We start from the raw sequence: 19,466 nt of genomic DNA, 5'->3' as shown, positions 1-19,466 counted from the left end.
CCACGTCAAAGCTCGATGACGATCTTGCCGAAGGGGCCGCGATCGAGCTGGTCGAAGGCGGCCGGCACCTCGCTGAGTGCATAGCGATGGCCGATGACGGGCTTCAGGCCGATGCTGTCGACCGCGAGCACGAAGTCTTCAAGCGAGCGGCGATGGCCGACGCCGATGCCCTGCACGGTGGGAGACTTTAGCAGCAGCGGTGCCACCGGACCGGAGATGTCGAAGCCCTCGAGGACACCGATAACGGAGATCTGGCCATGAGGCGCCACCGCCTTCAGGGACTGGCCGAAATTCGGGCCACCGGCAATTTCGATGATATGGTCGATGCCGCGATCGTTGGTGAGGCGATAGACCTCTTCCACCCAATCGGCTTTGTTGCGGTCAATGCCGTGATGAGCGCCCAAAGCCTTTGCCCGCTCGAGCTTTTCCGGTCCAGAGGAGGTTACGAAGACCTCGGCGCCCTGGGCCGCGGCGATCTGCAGGCCAAACAGCGCCACGCCGCCCGTTCCCTGCACCAATACGCTGTCACCGGGCTTGACCTTGCCGCGCTCCACCAGCGCGAACCAGGCCGTGAGACCGGCGCAGGGCAGGGTGCTTGCCTCGGCATAATCGAGGCTCTTGGGTGCCGATACGAACCAACCCTCCGGCATGGCGATATATTCGGAGAGCACGCCGGGATAGAAGCCGCCAAGCGTCTTGTAGGGCGGTGTACGTGCATCGCCGAGCGGCTTGCCGTCGATCCAGCCCGGATGGAAAGTCGAAATGACCCGATCGCCGACGGAGAATCTGGTTACGTCGTCTCCCACCGCTTCGACGACGCCCGCCATATCGGAGGCCGGCACGAAGGGAAATTGGATCGGTAGGCCCATGCCGGTCTCACGCACGAGCTTGTCGCGATAGTTCAGTGAAACGGCTTTGACTCGCACAAGCACTTCGCCGCGCGCGGGTTTGGATACTGCCGTTTCCGTGAGGTTCAAGGGAGCACCGACGGCAATCGTATCAAGAGTCCAGCGCTTCATAGTCTTCGTCATCATGATCTCCTGAGAGAAATTGGAAGCAATGGACCGAGCATATCGTTGCTTTCTGATCGCCAGTGGCGATATTATTTCCGCTTACTGGTTCCTTAAGGGAAGCAATCATCATGAATGACATGCTCAACGGCATTCCCGAATTCGTGGAGGCGGTCGAGGCCGGCGGCTTTTCGGCCGCGGCGGCGCGCATGAATCTCTCCCGCTCGGCGATCGGCAAGACCATCGCCAGACTGGAGCGGCGCCTGAATGTGCGCCTCTTTCACCGCACCACCCGCATGCAGAGCCTGACGGACGAAGGCCAAGCTTTTTATGAGCGCTGCCGCCGGGCGCTGGATGAGATACAGTCTGGCGAGGCTATGCTGGAATCGGGCAAGCGGGAGGTTACCGGACGTCTTCGTATCTCCATGCCTGTCCTTTTCGGTCGTCGCTGCGCTGCTCCGCTGTTGCTGGAATTGGCGCGTATCCACCCCAAACTTGAGCTCGACCTTTCCTTCAGCGATCGCGTGGTCGATCTCTTCGACGAGGGTTTCGATCTCGCCATTCGCAACGGCGTGTTGCGGGACGAAGCCGGCCTTGCCGCGCGCAAGATCGCCCTCCATCGCATGACGCTATGCGCCTCGCCGGATTATCTAGTCGCCAGAGGTACGCCCCAGACCATTGCCGATCTCGATAGCCACGATCTCGTCGTCTATGCCAGATCGGGAGAAGCCAAGAGATGGACCTTCCTGCAGGAAGATGGAGCGGCCGTCGACTATTTTCCGCAGACGCGGTTGCGTCTCGATGACCTGGAGGTCATTGCGGATGCGGCTGCCGCGGGGATGGGCATTGCGTGGCTGCCCTGTTGGCTGGTGCGGGACTATGTGCGCGCCGGTAAGCTCATGCAGGTGCTCAATGTCTCCAGCCGGCCCGTCAACGTCTATGCCGTCTGGCCGCAGGTGCCACAGCTTTCGCTGAAGATGCGCGTGGTCATCGACCTGCTCGCCGCGCGCCTGCCTGCAATCATGGACTGAGCATGTGACGATGCCTCCGGTTAAAGGAGTGCGCCCTCCGCAAATACCTGGTTCCAACGAAAGACCTTGACGGATTTGCGCAGGCCTGCCGCCCAGAATGGATCTTCCTTCACCAGACGATCGATGGCATCGGCGGTCTCCACTTCGACGAGCCACAGGCCGCCGGCAAAAGCATCGCCCTCCCGGCTGAGTGGTCCCGCCGTCCTGATGGAAGCGGCATTCGCCTCCAGGAAAGCGAAGTGACGAGGCAGATATTCCTTGCGGATCGCGGCGGCGTTTTGTTGATCATCCTCGAACAGGACAGCGAACAGGGTCATCGTTATCTCCTTACTGGATATTTCCAGTCTATGACTGCAATAATGCCGATACACGCGGTAAGTTTGCCGTAAGGAGCTGCAAAATTGCACGACGTCGATTGGAATGACCTGCGCCATATTCTGGCGCTCGCGCGGGGTGGATCCTTTGCCGCCGCCGGCAGAGTGCTTGGCACTGATGCGACGACGGTCGGTCGCCGCCTGCGCATTCTGGAAAAACGCCTCGGCACGACGCTGTTTGCGCGCGATGGAGGTGGCGCCTTATTGCCGACGCCAGCGGGCGAGATCGCGGTCGCGAAGGCCGAGACGATCGAGGCCGAAGTCATGGCGCTGTCGGGTGCGTTGGATGCAGCCGATCCCATGGCACTCGGCAAGGTACGCCTCACGGCGGCGCCATCCTTCATCAGCCGGCTGTTGATCCCCGCGCTACCCAGCCTGTTGGCGCAGCATTCCGGCCTGCAATTGGAACTCATCGGCGATTCCAGAAATCTCAACCTGACGCGGCGCGAGGCAGACATGGCGCTGCGCCTTGCAAGACCTGCCGATATGACAAACGGCAAAGTCGTCGCCAGGCGGATCGCGACGCTTGACTATGCCGTCTACGTCGCTGCCGGGCAGGAGAGGCATGCAGAAGATTTGCCGTGGATCATCTATGAAGAGGCAATGGCGCATCTGCCGCATGCCCGCTGGATTGCCGCACAGGCAGAAAAGTCAGGTCGTTCCAGCCAGCTTGCGGTCAACGATGCCGAGGCTCTGCTGCAGGCCGCAGCTTCAGGATTGGGGCGCGCACTGCTGCCGAAAATCCTGGCCGGGAATGTGGGAGGTCTTTGCCGCGTCAATAGCGGCGACAGCAATCTGCCGGTGCGAGAGATGTGGCTGCTGATGCATGCCGAGCTTCGTCCACTCGTGCGCATTCGCGCCGTTTCCGGTTGGTTGGATGGGATATTCCGCCGTCCGCATTCGGAGCGGTAAGAGAGGCGGCAGGGATGCCGCCTCTCGTGATCGGGTGAATTACTTGCCGTGCTTCTGCAGCCAGGCTTTCATTTCCTTGATCTCGGCTTCCTGCGCGGTAATGACGGCTTCCGCCAGTTTGCGCAGTTCGGGATCCTTGCCGTATTTCAGCTCGATCTTCGCCATGTCGATCGCGCCCTGATGGTGCGGGATCATGCCGCGGACGAAATCCGCATCGGCATCGCCGCTATAGTGGATCATCATGTCCTTGTGCATCTTGCCCATGGCGTCGTTGAACGCCTTGCTGGAAGCGCTCTGGTCGCCCATCGGCTTGCTCATGTCCATGCTCTTCATGTCGTCGGCAAGGGCAGGAAGGGCGATCGCAAAGGCGAATACGCCGGCAAGCATCAGCGATTTTGAAGTAGACATAGGGATTCTCTCCGTTTCTGAACGGTATCTGGATTTGAGCGGCAGCGCTCGTCGATTGAATGCAGGAGATCGTCAGGTGAAACGGGGAGGGGGCGCTGTCGGCTGCGGCAGGGAACCGGCAAGGCGCTGGCCGGGCGCCGGCACTGGATAGGAGATGGCGTGTTTGCCGTCTTCGACTGCAAGGGTCGGCATCAAGGCAAGGCAGGCAGCGCAAGACGCCACATGCGCCATGCCGCCGGCGCAAGGATTTTCCGGCTTCGTTTGCTGGGGCTTGCCCATGTTGCCGTGACCGGCCATGCCAGGCATATCGGTGATGCCATCATGTATGCTCATGGTCGCCGACAGGGACATGGCGGAAGCGCAGACAGGGCAATTCGCCAGCGCCGGCATGGCACCGTAAAGCAACCAGGCAATCAGCATTGTCAGGATCGCAAGCGCGCGCATAAACAGAAACCTAGCCGTGCAATCCGTGAAAGCAAGCATGAATTGCATTCCCCGGACACTGGAAGGCGATCAAGGCAGCAGTTTGACTTCCCTGATGATTTCGATCGGCGGAAAGCGGATGCAATCCACCACATCGAAGGTGAGCGTAAACTGGGCTGGCCTTGCGGCCGACCATCTCAGAGCCTCTTCCGCCGCGTTCGCCGGGATCTTCATCGCAATGGTGCAGTGCGGCTGCCAGCGATCCGGGCGGGAATGCTCATGACAAAGGCTAGGGTCGATCTCGTCGTGAATGGCGCGGTGTATGCATCTCAGCACGCGATCGTCGGCTGGGCGCGCCCAAAGCACCAGCATCTCGTCCGGAAAATGGCTGATCCCCGAAAACTCGACCGATAGCGGCGGCACGTTCGCGAAGGCCTTTTGAGCGGCGGCGACGAGGGAGGAAACGGCAATGTCTTCATAGACTGCAAATGTCAGATGCGGCGGATAGTTGAGTGCCAGCATCGATGGAGAGGTTTCGAACCGGCTCGCCTCCCGCCAGAGATCGAGAACCGGACCGGCGCTGTTATCCGTGCATTTCAAAACGATTGCGTGTGGCATGGTTCCCTATGCTGCCTTCTCCGGCTTTTCTCGGTTTTGTCGGCCGCTAACATATAACAATCCTTGCCGCATTCAGCCCAATCCGCTAGTTAACCGCGACTGTTCCCATACCGGATTACCCTAGAGATGAGCGACAAACAAAAGAAACTGCAGAAGCTCAAGGCCCGCCTGCCGCGCGGCTTTGTCGATCGTTCGGCCAGCGACATTCGCGCCGTTAACGAGATGACCTCCAAGATCCGGGCAGTTTACGAGCATTATGGCTTCGATCCCGTTGAAACGCCGCTGTTCGAATATACCGATGCGCTGGGCAAGTTCCTGCCCGATAGCGACCGGCCGAACGAGGGCGTTTTCTCGCTACAGGATGACGACGAACAGTGGATGTCGCTGCGCTATGATCTGACGGCGCCGCTCGCCCGTCATGTCGCTGAGAATTTCAACGAGATCCAGCTTCCCTACCGCACCTATCGCGCCGGCTATGTCTTCCGCAACGAGAAGCCGGGCCCGGGCCGCTTCCGCCAGTTCATGCAGTTTGACGCTGATACCGTCGGCGCGCCGGGCGTACAGGCCGATGCCGAAATGTGCATGATGATGGCGGACACTCTGGAAGCCTTGGGTATCAAGCGGGGCGACTATGTGGTTCGCGTCAACAACCGCAAGGTTCTCGATGGTGTATTGGAAGCCATCGGCCTCGGTGGCGATGACAAGGCTGCCCAGCGGCTGAACGTGCTGCGCGCCATCGACAAGCTCGACAAGTTCGGTCCGGAAGGCGTGGCGCTGCTGCTCGGCCCCGGCCGCAAGGATGAGTCCGGCGACTTCACCAAGGGTGCAGGCCTCAACAGCGACCAGATCGAGAAGGTGCTCTTCTTTGTTGGCATCAAGGACTATGCCGAAAGTGCCGCCCAGCTTGCCGCGCTTGTCGCCGGCACGTCCAAAGGCGGCGAAGGCGTCGAGGAGCTGAATTTCATCGGCAGCCTTGTGACAAGCGCCGGCTATGGAGCGGATCGCATCAAGATCGATCCGTCCGTCGTGCGTGGTCTCGAATATTATACCGGCCCCGTCTACGAAGCCGAGTTGCTGTTCGACGTCACCAACGAGAAGGGCGAGAAGGTCGTCTTCGGCTCGGTGGGTGGGGGCGGTCGTTACGACGGGCTCGTCTCGCGCTTCATGGGCCAGCCGGTGCCGGCCACAGGCTTTTCCATCGGCGTGTCGCGCCTGATGACGGCGCTGAAGAATCTCGGCAAGCTCGGCATGGACGAGGTGATCGAGCCCGTGCTTGTCACCGTCATGGACGGCGATGTCGATGCCATGGGACGCTACCAGCGCTTCACGCAGCATCTGCGCGCCGCCGGCATCCGCGCTGAGATGTTCCAGGGCAACTGGAAGAAGTTCGGCAATCAGCTGAAATATGCCGATCGCCGCGGCTGCCCGATCGCCATCATCCAGGGCGGCGACGAGCGTGCCCAGGGCGTCGTCCAGATCAAGGATCTGATTGAAGGCAAGCGCCTTTCCGGCGAGATCGAGGACAATGCCAGCTGGCGCGAAGCCCGCGTGGCCCAGGAAACCGTGCCGGAAGCCGAGCTGATCGAGAAGGTCAAAGCTATCTTGGCGGCACAGGCGGAAGACCGGAAGAGGGCGCTCGGCAATGTCTGAGTGGATCGAGCAGTCTCGCTTTCCCCTTCTCCCCTCGGGGAGAAGGTGGCCCGAAGGGTCGGATGAGGGGGGCTCTGGGCTCACGCGAGCTATTCGTACGTTGGCGCTCAGAATCCTCGTCACTTCGTTCCTCGGCCCCCTCATCCGCCCTGTCGGGCACCTTCTCCCCGCCGGGGAGAAGGGGAGAATAGCCCCATGCCTCTGATCAACCTCCCGAATTTTGCCAGCGACCTGCTGGACGAATTTTCCGTTCGTGGGACGGAGAGGGTGGATACGCCCATCATCCAGCCGGCCGAGCCCTTTCTCGATATGGCCGGCGAGGATCTCCGCCGGCGCATCTTCATGACCGAAAGCGAAACCGGTGCCAGCCTTTGCCTGCGCCCGGAGTTCACCATTCCCGTCTGTCTGCGCCATATCGAGACCGCCACCGGCACCCCGAAGCGTTACTCCTATCTCGGCGAGATCTTTCGCCAGCGCCGCGAAGGCGGCCATGAGTTCTATCAGGCCGGCATAGAGGATTTGGGTGATGGCAATACGGCGAGCGCCGATGCTCGCGCCATCAGCGATGCCATCGGTATCCTCGATCGCGTGGTGCCCGGTAAACCGCTCTCCGTGACGCTTGGCGATCAGGCCGTGTTCGAGGCCGTTGTGCAGGCGCTCGGCCTGCCATCCGGCTGGCAGAAGCGGCTGATCCACGCTTTCGGCAACATGATGCAGCTCGAAACCCTGCTGGCGAATCTTGCAAGCCCGCAGCCGGTCACCGGGCTCGATGCCCATGTGCTCGATTTCCTGAGCCGTGGCGACGAACAGGGGCTGGTCAGGCATATCGATGCCACCATGCACGCAACCGGCTATTCCACCAATGCCAGCCGCTCGCCGCAGGAGATCGCTCGCCGCCTTCGTGAGAAGCTGGTCCTATCGGAAACGCGGCTCGACGATGCGGCCTTCCGCGTGCTGGAGGAGTTCTTGTCCCTGAGCGTACCGCTCTCGGATGCTTCCGCCGCACTAGCGGGTTTTGCCGACGCGGCAGGTCTGAAGCTGGGGAAGGCCCTGGAAAGCTTCGACGCCCGCGTCGCGGCATTGGCCCGCGCCGGTGTCGATGCTTCCAAGATCGACTATCGTGCCGCCTTCGGTCGTCCGCTCGACTACTATACCGGTCTCGTCTTCGAGGTGACGGTGGAAGGGTCGAGCGCGGTGCTGGCCGGCGGCGGCCGCTTCGACCGGTTGATGACCCTGCTCGGTGCCAAGGACCATATCCCGGCTGTCGGCTTCGCGCTCTGGCTCGACCGTATCGAAACCGTGAGGGCAGCCTGATGACCATTACGATAGCGATTCCTTCAAAGGGCCGGATGAAGGACGATTGCGCCGCGATCTTCGAGCGCGCCGGCATGCCGATCGTCGCCGTCGGCAATGACCGTTCCTATCGCGGCCGTGTCGAAGGCTTTGAAGGTGTCGAGATCGCCTTCCTGTCGGCCTCGGAAATCTCGCGAGAGATCGGCAATGGCAGCGTCGATTTCGGCATCACCGGCGAAGACCTCGTGCGCGAGGGCATGGCGGAGGCTGATCGCCGCGTCGAATTCTGCGCCAGGCTCGGCTTCGGCCATGCCGATGTCGTCGTCGCCGTGCCGGATATCTGGCTCGATGTCGACACGATGGCCGATCTCGGCGATGTCGCCGCCGATTTCCGCGCTCGTCACGGCCGCAGGCTGACGGTCGCGACCAAATACTGGCGGCTGACGCAGCAGTTCTTCTCCAGCCAGCATGGCATTCAGCTCTATCGCATCGTCGAAAGTCTCGGTGCGACGGAAGGGGCACCCGCTGCCGGCTCGGCCGACATCATCGTCGACATCACCTCCACCGGCTCGACGCTTAAGGCGAACCATCTGAAGGTCCTGTCGGATGGCGTCATCCTGCGCTCTGAGGCGTGTCTGGTGCGTGCCCGCAAGGAGAGCCACAATGGCGATCCGATGGTTGAGCGCATCATATCTGCCGTGCGCAGCGCGCTCTGATTTTCCAATTTCCTATTCATGCGAAAAGGCCCGCCGGAATTCCGGCGGGCCTTTTTTCTTGGGAAATATGCAGCAATCAGGCGGCTGCGTAGGCACCGCGGCGTGCGTCGACCGAGTAGACGCCTGCGCCGTTGGTGGCGAGCATGATGTAGGCGCCGGCGAGCGTGATGTTCTTCAGGAAGTTCACGAAGTTTAGGCCGTTGATCCAGCCGTTGGCGGCAGCCGGGAAGTCCGGAACATTGACGGTCGGCAGGTGGAAGACGACGCCGGTGAAGACACAGAAGAGGGCAAGAAGCCAGCCGACGATACGGACCTGGAAGCCGATGAGGACGCAGACGCCGGTGACGAATTCAAACGCGCCGGCAAGATAGGTAAGCAGCGTTGCGGCAGGCATACCGGCGCCGGCAATCATGCCGGCGGTACCTGCAGGATCGGTCAGCTTGCCGAAGCCGGCAAAGATGAACATGAAGGCGAGCAGGATGCGCGCCACAAGAATGATGACGTTGTTGGTATTGGACATGACAGTCTCCAGTAAATTCACTCGGGATCGGGTGGCGACAATTTCTGGAGACAGATATTCGTGATTTTTGGGAGGTTGGAAAGATAAACAACTGCGCACAATTAGTTCACAATCATTGAACAATGGGCCGCTGAGATAACACTTCCCATACAAGCCCTATCGGCTATTGTGGCGGCAAATCAGTTGTCAAATCATAGCCTTCAGGAGCAAGCCCATGGCCGATCTGTCGTCCTTTCCGATCACGAAACGCTGGCCTGCCAGCAATCCGGATATTATCCAGCTCTACTCGCTGCCGACGCCGAACGGCGTCAAGGTGTCGATCGCGCTGGAAGAGCTTGGTCTGCCCTATGAGCCGCATCTGATCTCCTTCGGCACCAACGACCAGAAGTCTCCTGAATTCGTTTCGCTGAATCCGAATGGCCGCATTCCGGCAATCATCGATCCCAATGGTCCCGGCGGCAAGCCGATCGGTCTGTTCGAATCCGGCGCGATCCTGGTCTATCTGGCGGAGAAGACCGGCAAGCTCATGCCAAGCGACGCAGCTAGGCGTTACGAAACGCTGGAATGGGTTTTCTTCCAGATGGCCGGCGTCGGTCCGATGTTCGGGCAGTTCGGCCATTTCTTCAAATTCGCTGCCGAAAAGGTCGCCAATAACCCCTATCCGGTCGAGCGTTATCGCGACGAGGCCAAGCGCCTTCTCGGCGTTCTGGAGAGCCGCCTGCAGGGACGCGAATGGATCATGGGCGATGAATACACCATCGCCGACATCACCACTTTCCCTTGGGTCCGCGGCGTCGACGTCTTCTATGGCGGCCGCGAGGTTCTGGAGTTCGAAAGTTTCCCCTCGGTCATGGCCTGGCTGGAGCGAGCCCTTGCGCGCCCGGCAAGCCAGCGTGGTCTCAGCATTCCCAAGCGGGATTGATCAGGTTGAACCAAGTAACGGGTCAGGCGAACTCACCCGACCATCATCGACAGCGGTTTACTGCCGGGTGGCGAGCTGGCTGCCCGGTTCCAGCTTGAAGCGTGGAAACAGGAAGACGCCGACCATGCTGCCGGCACGTTGCTTGTCGGCGGCAACGGATTCGCCAACGCAAAAGACCGGCTGGCGATGGCCGCCGGTGCCGAGCGTCGTCGTGGAATAACAGAAAGAAGAGTTTGCGGTTGCCGCCTGCTCGAAGAGATCGAGGATACGCGCTCGATCGTGCGGATCATAGCAATGCATGAGGCTCAGCAAGCCACATTCCGAGGAGCTCAGCCCGTGCAGCATCGTGCTCCACTGCCCAAGTTTGATGATGCCGCTTGAAAGATCGCCGGTCCATCCCTCGGAAACACAGAATTGTGCCAGAAGATCGGGGTTATGGCCTTCGAACTCCAGCGAGCCGGGAGCAAATGGTGCGGAAAAATTGGCTTTGGCAATCTTGAACAAGATGATCCCCACAAGAGCGCATGGTTTCCCGCGCCTCACTTCAATTCCGTATTTCCCCGGATGGAAGGTCCCCCTGCATTTTGCGCCGCAGCTTATGGCCGAGGCGTGCCTCCGCTGCTTCGCTGTCGACAATGCTTTTCGGGATGGCGTTCCAGTTTATGAAGTCATTTCAAGTAATAAATCAGGACAGCGCCAGCGCGCAAGGTTATGATCATGCCAAGCCGCAGATTAAGCCTGTCCAAAAGAAGTAAAAATTACGTGTATTGCAGCTAACTCTCCAAAATCGCTGCGCTGCGAGTTATAGGGGCTTTTTCGAAAACAGCAATGGGCAAGTTGCAAAATTTGCAACACGATAGAATCTTGCAGGAATTGCAGTTGTGCAGTTTCGGCACAATTAAAAAGGGCGACCCGAGGGCCGCCCTTCATCAATTCCGGATGTCGGATTGAACAATCGCAACAGGCGTTGGCCTATCACATCATGTCCATGCCGCCACTTCAGGCCGCTTGGCGGCCTGAAGCACTAAAATGCATGGGCGAAGCTTTATGGACATTCCTGCGATTAGGCCTGTTGGCCTATCACATCATGTCCATGCCGCCACTTCAGGCCGCTTGGCGGCCTGAAGCACTAAAGTGCATGGGCGAAGCTTTATGGACATTCCTGCGATTAGGCCTGTTGGCCTATCACATCATGTCCATGCCGCCCATGCCACCCATGCCGCCCGGCATGCCAGCAGGGGCATCCTTCTTCGGCAGTTCGGCGATCATGGCTTCGGTGGTGATCAGCAGCGAAGCAACCGAAGCTGCATCCTGCAGAGCCGTGCGAACGACCTTGACCGGGTCGACGATGCCCATGGCGATCATATCGCCGTAGACGCCCGTCTGAGCATTGTAGCCCCAGTTGTCTTCGTTCTTGTCGAGGATCTTGCCGACAACGATCGAAGCTTCGTCACCAGCGTTTTCAGCGATCTGGCGAGCCGGGGACTGCAGAGCGCGGCGAACGATGTTGATGCCGGCTTCCTGGTCTTCGTTTTCGCCCTTGACCGAGATCTTGACGGAAGAACGCAGCAGAGCGGTACCGCCGCCCGGTACGATGCCTTCCTGAACGGCAGCGCGCGTCGCGTTCAGAGCGTCGTCGATGCGGTCCTTCTTTTCCTTGACTTCGATTTCCGTCGAGCCGCCAACGCGGATAACGGCAACGCCGCCAGCGAGCTTGGCAAGGCGTTCCTGCAGCTTTTCGCGGTCGTAGTCAGAGGTGGTTTCTTCGATCTGGGCCTTGATCTGGGCAACACGGCCTTCGATGTCGGACTTGGCGCCAGCGCCGTCGACGATCGTGGTGTTTTCCTTGGAGATCGAAACCTTCTTGGCGCGGCCGAGCATGTCGAGGGTGACAGACTCGAGCTTGATGCCGAGATCTTCGGAGATGACAGTGCCGCCCGTCAGGATGGCGATGTCTTCCAGCATGGCCTTACGGCGATCGCCGAAGCCCGGAGCCTTGACAGCAGCGATCTTCAGGCCGCCACGCAGCTTGTTGACGACGAGGGTCGCAAGCGCTTCGCCTTCGACGTCCTCAGCGATGATGAGGAGCGGCTTGCCGGTCTGAACGACGGCTTCGAGAACCGGGAGCATGGCCTGCAGGTTCGAGAGCTTCTTCTCGTGCAGGAGGATGAAGGCGTCTTCGAGGTCGGCCACCATCTTTTCCGGGTTGGTTACGAAGTAGGGGCTGAGGTAGCCACGGTCGAACTGCATGCCTTCGACGACTTCGAGTTCGGTTTCGGCGGTCTTGGCTTCTTCAACCGTGATGACGCCTTCGTTGCCGACCTTCTGCATGGCTTCGGCAATATCGAGACCGATCTGCTTTTCGCCGTTTGCGGAGATCGTGCCGACCTGGGCAACTTCTTCCGAAGTGTTGATCTTCTTGGCCTTGGCGAGCAGGTCCTTGACGACTTCTGCAACAGCGAGGTCGATGCCGCGCTTCAGATCCATCGGGTTCATGCCGGCTGCAACAGCCTTAGCGCCTTCGCGAACGATTGCCTGGGCAAGAACGGTTGCGGTGGTGGTGCCGTCACCAGCGACATCGTTGGTCTTCGAAGCGACTTCGCGGACCATCTGGGCGCCCATGTTCTCGAACTTGTCTTCGAGTTCGATTTCCTTGGCGACAGAAACGCCGTCCTTGGTGATGCGCGGAGCGCCGAAGGACTTGTCGATAACGACGTTACGACCCTTCGGGCCGAGCGTGACCTTCACTGCGTCAGCGAGGATGTCGACGCCACGAAGCATCTTTTCGCGGGCGCTGCGGCCGAATTTTACTTCTTTAGCTGCCATGTTTGAAACTCCTGAATTCGCGTTTTCCGGGCTTTAAGGCCCGTCAGCTGTATCGGATAAAGGGAACCGGCCGGATTAGCCGATGATGCCCATGATGTCGGCTTCCTTCATGATCAGAAGGTCTTCGCCGTTGAGCTTGACTTCGGTGCCGGACCACTTGCCGAACAGAACGCGATCGCCAACCTTGACGTCGAGTGCTACGACCTTGCCGGATTCATCGCGAGCGCCGGAGCCGACGGCGACGATTTCGCCTTCCTGCGGCTTTTCCTTGGCGGTATCGGGAATGATGATGCCACCCTTGGTCTTTTCTTCCGACTCGACGCGGCGAACGACGACGCGGTCATGAAGGGGGCGGAAATTGGTGCTTGCCATTGTCTAATCCCTCGATCAAATGACATTCACGGATCAGCGGAGATCCGTATGGATTTTGTTAGCACTCATCCTTGGAGAGTGCTAGCGACGGTGATTTAGGGGTGGCTTCCGGACGAGTCAAGGACAGCACTGTGAATTTTTTGCGGCGCGTAACGGCTTGTTTTGAGGATGATTAACGCCCATGGCAGTGGCGTGTAGCACGTCGTTGCGAAGCTCCTCTCATTTTCCCCTCTTCAGAAAGGGTCAGGTCGCACCTTTTCGAGAGCGTCATGCTGTTGCTTCCGCTGCGCAATCTTGCCGCTCGCCGAGCTTGCACATGTCTGCTTCTCAGGCCTTGTGCGACGCAAAAACCTTGCATGCCGCTCTTGTAATTTGCCGGCCGGTTTGCGATGTCAGCCCGTGATTTATTTGATGCGAGGATGGCATGGGCAAACGGATCGAGAGCTTTCGCGACATCGGCGGACTTTATGATGTTGCGCTCTGCGATGTCTGGGGCGTGCTCCATAACGGCGTCACGGCCTACAAGGAGGCCTCCATCGCGCTCGAAGCGGCCCGCGGCGAAGGCCTTGCTGTCGTCCTCATCACCAACTCTCCACGCGTCGCTCCGAAGGTCGTCGAGCAGCTGCGTGCGATCGGGGTTCCCGACAGCGTTTACGATCGCATCATCACCTCGGGCGATGTCACCCGCAGGCTGATTGCCGAGGGACCGAAAAAGGTGTTTCTGCTCGGCCCCGAGCGTGACATCGGCATCCTGGAAGGCCTTGACGTTCAGCGCGTCGACGCTGGCGAGGCCGAAAGCATCGTCTGCACAGGTTTCTTTGACGACGAGACCGAAACACCTGACGATTATACCGACATGCTGACGGCCTGGTCGGCTCGCAAGGTGCCGCTGATCTGCGCCAATCCGGATCTTGTGGTCGAGCGCGGCCACCGCATGATCCCCTGCGCCGGCGCTATGGCCGCCTATTATGAGCGGCTTGGTGGCCAGACGCGCATCGCCGGCAAGCCGCACCAGCCGATCTATGATGCCGCGATCGCGGCGGCCCGCGAGGTGAAAAGCGAGTTTCCGCTGTCGCGTGTCGTGGCGATCGGCGACGGCATGCCGACCGACGTGCGCGGCGCACTCGATTACGGCCTCGATCTTCTTTATATCAGCCATGGCATCCACGCCCGCGAATATGTCGTCGAGGGGCATACGGATGAGGCCGCGCTCGGCGCCTTCCTGGCGCGCGAGCAGGCCTCGCCGAAGTGGTGGATGCCGCGCCTTGTCTGAGGAGAGTGGCAGTCGATGACCGTTTTCCATCGCAACGAAACCCGCGAGCCGCTTCCCGATGCCCTGAAGGGCGGGGTGGTCGCCATCGGCAATTTCGACGGTGTGCACCGCGGCCATCAGTCTGTGCTGACACGTGCGCTGGAGATCGCCAGGGAGCGCGGCGTGCCGGCGCTGGTGCTCACCTTCGAGCCGCATCCGCGCACCGTCTTCAAGCCCGATCAGCCTGTTTTCCGTCTGACGCCTGCGCCGCTTCGAGCACGTCTCCTCGAAGCGCTCGGCTTCAACGCGGTCATCGAATATCCCTTCGATCGCACCTTCTCGCAGCGTTCGGCGGACGAGTTCGTCCACTCGATCCTGATCGACTGGCTGCACGCGTCGGAAGTTGTCACTGGCTTCGATTTCCATTTCGGCCATGATCGCCAGGGAGGCCCCGCCTTCCTCATGAATGCCGGCAGTCACAACGGTTTCGGCGTGACGCTTATCGATGCCTTCCGCGACGAAAACACGGAGGTCATCTCGTCGAGCCGCATTCGTGCGCTGCTCGCGGAAGGCGATGTCGCCCAAGCCGCCGGTCTGCTTGGCTATCGCTATACCGTTCAGGCGCCCGTTATCGGCGGCGAGAAGCTTGGCCGCACGCTCGGCTTCCCTACGGCAAATATGCAGCTGCCGCCAGAGTCATCGCTGAGGGCAGGCATCTATGCGGTTCGCTTCCGAACGGCCGATGGTATCGTCCGCGATGGCGTCGCCAGCTACGGCCGGCGTCCGACGGTGACGGATAACGGCGCGCCGCTGCTGGAGACCTTTGTCTTCGATTTCAGCGGCGATCTCTACGGACAGGTCTGTTCGGTCTCTTTCTTCGGCTATCTCCGCCCCGAACTGAAGTTCGAAGGTCTCGACCCGCTGGTCGCACAGATCCGCAAGGACGAGGATGAGGCGCGCGCGCTGCTTGCCGGCGTCCAGCCGCTCGGCGAGCTTGATCGCGTCATCGCCTTCGACTGATATTCGCGAAGTGATGGGGTGGAAAAGGTTTTCCGCCTCGTATCATCGCTCCGATTTCGGGCTGACATCAACGCCGCCAAGAGACTGTTGAATTCATGCCCGACAAGGATCATTGTTCCGCGCCGGTTTTTGGGAGGAGCAATCGTTGACACTACGCAACCAGATTATTGCGCTCGCGCTCGCGCCTCTCGTCATCTCGATCCTGGCAATCACTGCCTTCATTACCTGGCAGTCGACCAATCTTACCAAGAGCAATATCGAGACCTTCGAACAGAACATGCTGAGGGCGAAGGAAACGGAGATCGTCAACCTTACAAATCTTGCCGTGTCGGCCATTCAGGCGATCTATCGGGACGCAGCCCCGGACGATCAAGCCGCTAAGGACAAGGTAGCCGCGATCCTGACGTCGCTTGATTATGGCCCGGACGGATACTTCTTCGTCTACGACTATGATGGCAACAACATCGTTCATCCGCGCGAGAGATTTCGTAACGGGCGCAATTGGATCGATTTGACCGATCCGGACGGCGACAAGGTCATCGCGGAGCTCATCAAGACCGCAAAAGCCGGCGGGGGTCTGCACCAGTACAAATGGGAGAAGCCTTCCACCGGCCGTGTCGCCGATAAGCTCTCATTCGCTGTCGGCCTTGATAAATGGCACTGGGTTGTCGGAACCGGCGTCTATCTGGATGATATTTTTACCCAGACTGCTGCGGCCAATGCCGCCATGCGGGCAAACATAAAAGGAACCTTTGTCGTCGTCACACTCATTGCCGTCCCTGCTGTTCTGGTCGTCTTCACGACTTGCATGCTCTTGACCTTCCGTGAGCGACGCATGGCCGATGGTCGGCTGAAGGAGCTGACGCAAAGAGTGATTGATACGCAGGAGGAGGAACGCGCCCGCCTTGCGCGTGAACTGCACGATGGCGTGTCGCAGAATCTCCTCGGCGTGCGCTATGTCATGGACCTTGCCAACCGCAAGGTACGAAACCAGGTCGATGATGCCGCCACGACGATCGAGAAGGGTATCGATACTCTGAACAGCGCAATCAAGGACATCAGGCGGCTCTCGCATGATCTGCGTCCCCGCGTGCTGGATGATCTCGGCTTGACGGCGGCGCTGACCGCACTCGCGAACAATTTCGCCGAGCGGACCGGCATCGCAACCGAGATCGAGGCTTCCGGCTTCACCAGCATGCTGAAGCCGGAAGCCAATACCGCGCTCTACCGTGTCGCGCAGGAGGCCTTGAACAATGTGGAGCGCCATTCCGGGGCGACGGTTCTTGCGATCAAACTTTGGAGTGATCGTGGGCGCGCACGCTTGAGAATTTCGGACAACGGCATTGGTTTTGACGGCACTGGCGACGGCAAAGGCGGACTTGGGCTGAGGAACATGCAGGAGCGGATGGCACATTTCCGCGGCCTGCTTCTTGTCCAGAGCAAGGCTGATGGTACGACACTGATTGCGATGCTGCCGAAATCGGCCAATGCCTCGCCAAGAGCAAAGGTGGATGCGGCATGAAAAGCGACAGGATCAGTGTTCTGTTGATCGACAATCATCCCGTGGTGTTGGACGGATTGAAAGCCGTGCTGGAGACGTTCGACCACATAGAGGTGGTCGGGACGGCAAACCTTGCGCAGATCGGCCTGGAGGTCGGACGACGGACGCTCCCACAGGTTACCTTGATGGATATCAATATGCCGAAGCTGAGCGGTATCGAGGCGATCGAGCTCTTTCGCCGGGAGCTTCCGGAGACGCGGATCGTGATGCTGTCCATGCATGACAGCCGCGAATACATCTCCTCGTCGATCATGCGCGGTGCGGTCGGATATATCCTCAAGGATGTTTCGACGGATGAAGTCGTCTGCGCCATCGAGACGGTAGCAGCCGGCGGGACTTATTTCTCGTCCGGCGTTCGCGACATACTGGTGGCAGATACGGCGCAAAATGAGGCTGATCCTCTGACCCCGCGCGAGCGGCACATTCTGGGCTTGATCGTTACAGGCAGGAGTAATCGCGAGATTGCCGAAGAGCTTCAGATCACGCCCGCGACGGCGGAAACGCATCGCAAGAATTTGAAGAAGAAGCTTGGCATCGCAACGACCGCCGGTCTGATCCGCTACGCGCTTGACCACGGCATCGCAACCGCGGCGGGCTAACGTCCGCCTACCCACTTCTGGGTAGGTTTGACGATTTCGCATCAGCTAATATCTTGTTCGGATGGTAGACTCGCCGTAGGACTTTATCAGCGGCTGCCCGCAGGCGGGCCGTTGGGAGGAATTCACATTCGTTGGTCTGGCTCTGCATAGCCAAAGCTCCTCGGCTCCGGTCCTAGGGCCTACATTGCAATCGCAGACTGATGCACCCCTTCCACTCTGACAACTGCAACAAGGTGGCGCGCAGACACCGCGTGAGAGGTATCGGACATGGACAAACGTTTCGGGACGGCGGCCTGCTGGCTGCTCGTCATTCCCTACATAGGCTTGCTTTGGGTCCCCTTCTACAACAGCCACGATCCGGTGCTGTTGGGTTTCCCCTTCTTCTACTGGTATCAGCTGGCCTGGGTGCCGATCACCGCCTTCCTGACCTGGATCGCCTATCGGAGCATGCGCCATGATGACTGATATCGATCCGACAGCTCTTGCCGTCTTCATCTTCTTCCTGGCCCTCGTGACCGTCATGGGCTTTGTCGCTGCCCGCTGGCGCCGACCGAAGACTCTTGCCCATATTGATGAATGGGGTCTTGGCGGCCGCACCTTCGGCACCTGGATCACCTGGTTCCTCGTCGGCGGCGACTTTTACACCGCCTATACGGTCATCGCGGTTCCAGCCCTGGTCTACACGGTCGGTGCCTATGGCTTCTTCGCGCTGCCCTATACGATCGTCGTCTACCCGTTCGTCTTCATGGTCATGCCGCTTCTCTGGAGGCGTGCGAAGGACCACGGCTATGTCACGGCGGGCGATGTCGTCCACGGGCAATATGGCTCGCGGGCGCTGGAACTGGCGGTCGCTCTGACGGGCGTCATCGCCACCATGCCCTACATTGCCCTGCAGCTCGTCGGCATGACGGCGGTGTTCAAGGCGCTCGGACTTCATGGCGAATTGCCGCTTGCCGTCGCCTTCATCATTCTGGCGCTCTATACCTATTCGGCCGGCCTTCGCGCTCCGGCGCTGATTGCCTTCGTCAAGGACATCATGATCTATATCGTGGTGATCGCGGCGATCGCACTCATTCCGGCCAAGCTCGGTGGTTATGCCAATGTCTTTGCGGCCGCCGATGCGGATTTCAAGGCCAAGGGAGCAGGCAGCCTGCTGCTCGGCGGCAACCAGTACGTCGCCTACGCGACTTTGGCGCTCGGCTCGGCGCTGGCGGCCTTCATGTATCCGCATACGCTGACCGGCATCTTCGCCTCCAACAGCGGTAATACCATCCGCAAGAATGCGGTGCTGCTGCCGGCCTATACGCTGCTGCTCGGTCTCCTGGCACTGCTCGGCTATATGGGCCATGCGGCGCAACTGAAGCTGGATAGCCCGAACGATGTCGTTCCGGCGCTATTCCAGACGCTCTTCTCGAGCTGGTTTGCAGGTTTCGCCTTCGCGGCCATCGCCATCGGCGCGCTGGTTCCCGCGGCCGTGATGAGCATTGGCGCTGCCAATCTCTTCACCCGCAACTTCTGGAAGGCCTATGTCGATCCGCAGGTTTCCGATGCCGGCGAGGCAAAGGTTGCCAAGATGACCTCGCTCGTCGTCAAGATCGGCGCACTTCTGGTCATCATTTTCCTGCCGACGCAATTCGCGCTCGATCTCCAGCTGCTCGGCGGCATCTGGATTCTGCAGACGCTGCCGGCCCTGGTCTTCGGCCTCTACACCAAGTGGTTCCGTGCGCCGGCTCTGCTTGTCGGCTGGTTCGTCGGCTTCTTTGGCGGCACCTATCTCGTCTGGGATGCCGGCTGGAAGCCGCTGCATATGGTCCCCCTCGGCGAAGCGGGTTTCACTGTCTACACCGGACTGCTGGCGCTTCTTGCCAATATCGTCGTGGCGATCATCGTCAATGCGGTGATGCCGGCGCGGGCGGAAGCACGGGCCTGATCCGAACAATGCCCATATGGCCGCGGATG

Annotated in this window: 21 protein-coding genes; 12 read left to right on the top strand and 9 right to left on the bottom strand. The window is 60.0% G+C overall.

The window, feature by feature from the left end; translation table 11 throughout:
* Positions 1-5: 5 nt before the first annotated feature.
* Complete coding sequence (locus FBZ99_RS11645; protein ID WP_113421432.1) at positions 6-1,031, bottom strand: zinc-dependent alcohol dehydrogenase family protein; 1,026 nt, start codon at positions 1,029-1,031, stop codon at positions 6-8.
* 110 nt (positions 1,032-1,141) lie between these two features.
* Between FBZ99_RS11645 and FBZ99_RS11640 the strand changes: the two genes are divergently transcribed.
* Positions 1,142-2,041 (top strand): LysR family transcriptional regulator, encoded by a 900-nt coding sequence (locus FBZ99_RS11640; RefSeq protein ID WP_113353832.1) that lies wholly within the window; start codon positions 1,142-1,144, stop codon positions 2,039-2,041.
* Between the two features lie 20 nt (positions 2,042-2,061).
* On the opposite strand, the gene FBZ99_RS11635 is transcribed toward FBZ99_RS11640, so the two are convergent.
* A complete protein-coding gene (locus tag FBZ99_RS11635) occupies positions 2,062-2,358 on the bottom strand; it encodes a YciI family protein (protein WP_113330149.1) in 297 nt (98 codons plus the stop codon).
* Between the two features lie 84 nt (positions 2,359-2,442).
* Here FBZ99_RS11635 and FBZ99_RS11630 point away from each other — a divergent pair, with 84 nt between their 5' ends.
* Positions 2,443-3,327 carry a LysR family transcriptional regulator gene (locus FBZ99_RS11630; protein WP_246661100.1) on the top strand — a complete coding sequence of 295 codons (885 nt, stop codon included), beginning with the start codon at positions 2,443-2,445 and terminating at the stop codon, positions 3,325-3,327.
* A 39-nt stretch (positions 3,328-3,366) separates the two neighbouring features.
* On the opposite strand, the gene copM is transcribed toward FBZ99_RS11630, so the two are convergent.
* The 3 genes from copM to FBZ99_RS11615 all read right to left on the bottom strand — a co-directional run bounded on the left by copM (position 3,367) and on the right by FBZ99_RS11615 (position 4,776).
* Positions 3,367-3,735 carry a CopM family metallochaperone gene (gene copM / locus FBZ99_RS11625; RefSeq protein WP_113353833.1) on the bottom strand — a complete coding sequence of 123 codons (369 nt, stop codon included), beginning with the start codon at positions 3,733-3,735 and terminating at the stop codon, positions 3,367-3,369.
* A 72-nt stretch (positions 3,736-3,807) separates the two neighbouring features.
* Positions 3,808-4,218 carry a hypothetical protein gene (locus FBZ99_RS11620; protein ID WP_233788598.1) on the bottom strand — a complete coding sequence of 137 codons (411 nt, stop codon included), beginning with the start codon at positions 4,216-4,218 and terminating at the stop codon, positions 3,808-3,810.
* Between the two features lie 30 nt (positions 4,219-4,248).
* The gene (locus FBZ99_RS11615; RefSeq protein ID WP_113353834.1) at positions 4,249-4,776 is read right to left on the bottom strand and encodes a 2'-5' RNA ligase family protein; all 528 of its coding nucleotides are present in this window, start codon (positions 4,774-4,776) and stop codon (positions 4,249-4,251) included.
* Positions 4,777-4,902: 126 nt separating this feature from the next.
* Here FBZ99_RS11615 and hisS point away from each other — a divergent pair, with 126 nt between their 5' ends.
* The 3 genes from hisS (at position 4,903) to hisG (ending at position 8,435) form a co-directional block, all read left to right on the top strand.
* The gene (gene hisS, locus FBZ99_RS11610; protein WP_113353835.1) at positions 4,903-6,426 is read left to right on the top strand and encodes a histidine--tRNA ligase; all 1,524 of its coding nucleotides are present in this window, start codon (positions 4,903-4,905) and stop codon (positions 6,424-6,426) included.
* A gap of 195 nt (positions 6,427-6,621) precedes the next feature.
* Positions 6,622-7,740 (top strand): ATP phosphoribosyltransferase regulatory subunit, encoded by a 1,119-nt coding sequence (locus FBZ99_RS11605; RefSeq protein WP_145633230.1) that lies wholly within the window; start codon positions 6,622-6,624, stop codon positions 7,738-7,740.
* Complete coding sequence (hisG, locus tag FBZ99_RS11600; protein ID WP_113353837.1) at positions 7,740-8,435, top strand: ATP phosphoribosyltransferase; 696 nt, start codon at positions 7,740-7,742, stop codon at positions 8,433-8,435. Before FBZ99_RS11605 ends, hisG begins: the two co-directional genes overlap by 1 nt.
* Before the next feature lie 76 nt (positions 8,436-8,511).
* Here hisG and FBZ99_RS11595 read toward each other — a convergent pair whose 3' ends face one another.
* Positions 8,512-8,955 (bottom strand): DoxX family protein, encoded by a 444-nt coding sequence (locus tag FBZ99_RS11595; RefSeq protein WP_113353838.1) that lies wholly within the window; start codon positions 8,953-8,955, stop codon positions 8,512-8,514.
* A gap of 214 nt (positions 8,956-9,169) precedes the next feature.
* Between FBZ99_RS11595 and FBZ99_RS11590 the strand changes: the two genes are divergently transcribed.
* Entirely contained in the window at positions 9,170-9,877 is a 708-nt protein-coding gene (locus FBZ99_RS11590) for a glutathione binding-like protein (protein WP_113353839.1), read from the top strand.
* 57 nt (positions 9,878-9,934) lie between these two features.
* On the opposite strand, the gene FBZ99_RS11585 is transcribed toward FBZ99_RS11590, so the two are convergent.
* The 3 genes from FBZ99_RS11585 to groES all read right to left on the bottom strand — a co-directional run bounded on the left by FBZ99_RS11585 (position 9,935) and on the right by groES (position 13,075).
* Positions 9,935-10,381 (bottom strand): hypothetical protein, encoded by a 447-nt coding sequence (locus FBZ99_RS11585; protein WP_246661099.1) that lies wholly within the window; start codon positions 10,379-10,381, stop codon positions 9,935-9,937.
* Between the two features lie 681 nt (positions 10,382-11,062).
* Positions 11,063-12,703 carry a chaperonin GroEL gene (groL, locus tag FBZ99_RS11580; RefSeq protein WP_113330948.1) on the bottom strand — a complete coding sequence of 547 codons (1,641 nt, stop codon included), beginning with the start codon at positions 12,701-12,703 and terminating at the stop codon, positions 11,063-11,065.
* 75 nt (positions 12,704-12,778) lie between these two features.
* Positions 12,779-13,075, bottom strand: a complete 297-nt coding sequence (gene groES / locus FBZ99_RS11575) for a co-chaperone GroES (protein ID WP_004109735.1) — start codon at positions 13,073-13,075, stop codon at positions 12,779-12,781.
* 424 nt (positions 13,076-13,499) lie between these two features.
* Between groES and FBZ99_RS11570 the strand changes: the two genes are divergently transcribed.
* From FBZ99_RS11570 to mctP, 6 genes are all read left to right on the top strand, one after another.
* Positions 13,500-14,348 (top strand): TIGR01459 family HAD-type hydrolase, encoded by an 849-nt coding sequence (locus tag FBZ99_RS11570; protein ID WP_113330949.1) that lies wholly within the window; start codon positions 13,500-13,502, stop codon positions 14,346-14,348.
* Between the two features lie 15 nt (positions 14,349-14,363).
* Complete coding sequence (locus FBZ99_RS11565; RefSeq protein WP_145633226.1) at positions 14,364-15,347, top strand: bifunctional riboflavin kinase/FAD synthetase; 984 nt, start codon at positions 14,364-14,366, stop codon at positions 15,345-15,347.
* A gap of 145 nt (positions 15,348-15,492) precedes the next feature.
* Entirely contained in the window at positions 15,493-16,869 is a 1,377-nt protein-coding gene (locus FBZ99_RS11560) for a cache domain-containing protein (protein WP_113330951.1), read from the top strand.
* A complete protein-coding gene (locus tag FBZ99_RS11555; protein ID WP_145633222.1) occupies positions 16,866-17,507 on the top strand; it encodes a response regulator in 642 nt (213 codons plus the stop codon). Before FBZ99_RS11560 ends, FBZ99_RS11555 begins: the two co-directional genes overlap by 4 nt.
* Positions 17,508-17,774: 267 nt before the next feature.
* Complete coding sequence (locus tag FBZ99_RS11550) at positions 17,775-17,972, top strand: DUF3311 domain-containing protein (protein ID WP_068391887.1); 198 nt, start codon at positions 17,775-17,777, stop codon at positions 17,970-17,972.
* The gene (gene mctP, locus FBZ99_RS11545; RefSeq protein WP_113421450.1) at positions 17,962-19,437 is read left to right on the top strand and encodes a monocarboxylate uptake permease MctP; all 1,476 of its coding nucleotides are present in this window, start codon (positions 17,962-17,964) and stop codon (positions 19,435-19,437) included. Before FBZ99_RS11550 ends, mctP begins: the two co-directional genes overlap by 11 nt.
* The last annotated feature ends 29 nt before the right edge of the window (positions 19,438-19,466 follow it).

The sequence above is a fragment of the Rhizobium sp. ERR 1071 genome (genome assembly GCF_007828675.1).
Lineage (GTDB): Bacteria > Pseudomonadota > Alphaproteobacteria > Rhizobiales > Rhizobiaceae > Rhizobium > Rhizobium dioscoreae.
This window is presented reverse-complemented; position numbering and strand designations above follow the sequence as displayed.

Coding starts and splice junctions, on each gene's coding strand:
- FBZ99_RS11645 (WP_113421432.1), bottom strand. CDS start 1,031: ATGACGAAGACTATGAAGCGCTGGACTCTTGATACGATTGCCGTCGGT.
- FBZ99_RS11640 (WP_113353832.1), top strand. CDS start 1,142: ATGAATGACATGCTCAACGGCATTCCCGAATTCGTGGAGGCGGTCGAG.
- FBZ99_RS11635 (WP_113330149.1), bottom strand. CDS start 2,358: ATGACCCTGTTCGCTGTCCTGTTCGAGGATGATCAACAAAACGCCGCC.
- copM (WP_113353833.1), bottom strand. CDS start 3,735: ATGTCTACTTCAAAATCGCTGATGCTTGCCGGCGTATTCGCCTTTGCG.
- FBZ99_RS11620 (WP_233788598.1), bottom strand. CDS start 4,218: ATGCTTGCTTTCACGGATTGCACGGCTAGGTTTCTGTTTATGCGCGCG.
- FBZ99_RS11615 (WP_113353834.1), bottom strand. CDS start 4,776: ATGCCACACGCAATCGTTTTGAAATGCACGGATAACAGCGCCGGTCCG.
- hisS (WP_113353835.1), top strand. CDS start 4,903: ATGAGCGACAAACAAAAGAAACTGCAGAAGCTCAAGGCCCGCCTGCCG.
- FBZ99_RS11605 (WP_145633230.1), top strand. CDS start 6,622: ATGCCTCTGATCAACCTCCCGAATTTTGCCAGCGACCTGCTGGACGAA.
- hisG (WP_113353837.1), top strand. CDS start 7,740: ATGACCATTACGATAGCGATTCCTTCAAAGGGCCGGATGAAGGACGAT.
- FBZ99_RS11595 (WP_113353838.1), bottom strand. CDS start 8,955: ATGTCCAATACCAACAACGTCATCATTCTTGTGGCGCGCATCCTGCTC.
- FBZ99_RS11590 (WP_113353839.1), top strand. CDS start 9,170: ATGGCCGATCTGTCGTCCTTTCCGATCACGAAACGCTGGCCTGCCAGC.
- groL (WP_113330948.1), bottom strand. CDS start 12,703: ATGGCAGCTAAAGAAGTAAAATTCGGCCGCAGCGCCCGCGAAAAGATG.
- groES (WP_004109735.1), bottom strand. CDS start 13,075: ATGGCAAGCACCAATTTCCGCCCCCTTCATGACCGCGTCGTCGTTCGC.
- FBZ99_RS11570 (WP_113330949.1), top strand. CDS start 13,500: ATGGGCAAACGGATCGAGAGCTTTCGCGACATCGGCGGACTTTATGAT.
- FBZ99_RS11565 (WP_145633226.1), top strand. CDS start 14,364: ATGACCGTTTTCCATCGCAACGAAACCCGCGAGCCGCTTCCCGATGCC.
- FBZ99_RS11555 (WP_145633222.1), top strand. CDS start 16,866: ATGAAAAGCGACAGGATCAGTGTTCTGTTGATCGACAATCATCCCGTG.
- FBZ99_RS11550 (WP_068391887.1), top strand. CDS start 17,775: ATGGACAAACGTTTCGGGACGGCGGCCTGCTGGCTGCTCGTCATTCCC.
- mctP (WP_113421450.1), top strand. CDS start 17,962: ATGATGACTGATATCGATCCGACAGCTCTTGCCGTCTTCATCTTCTTC.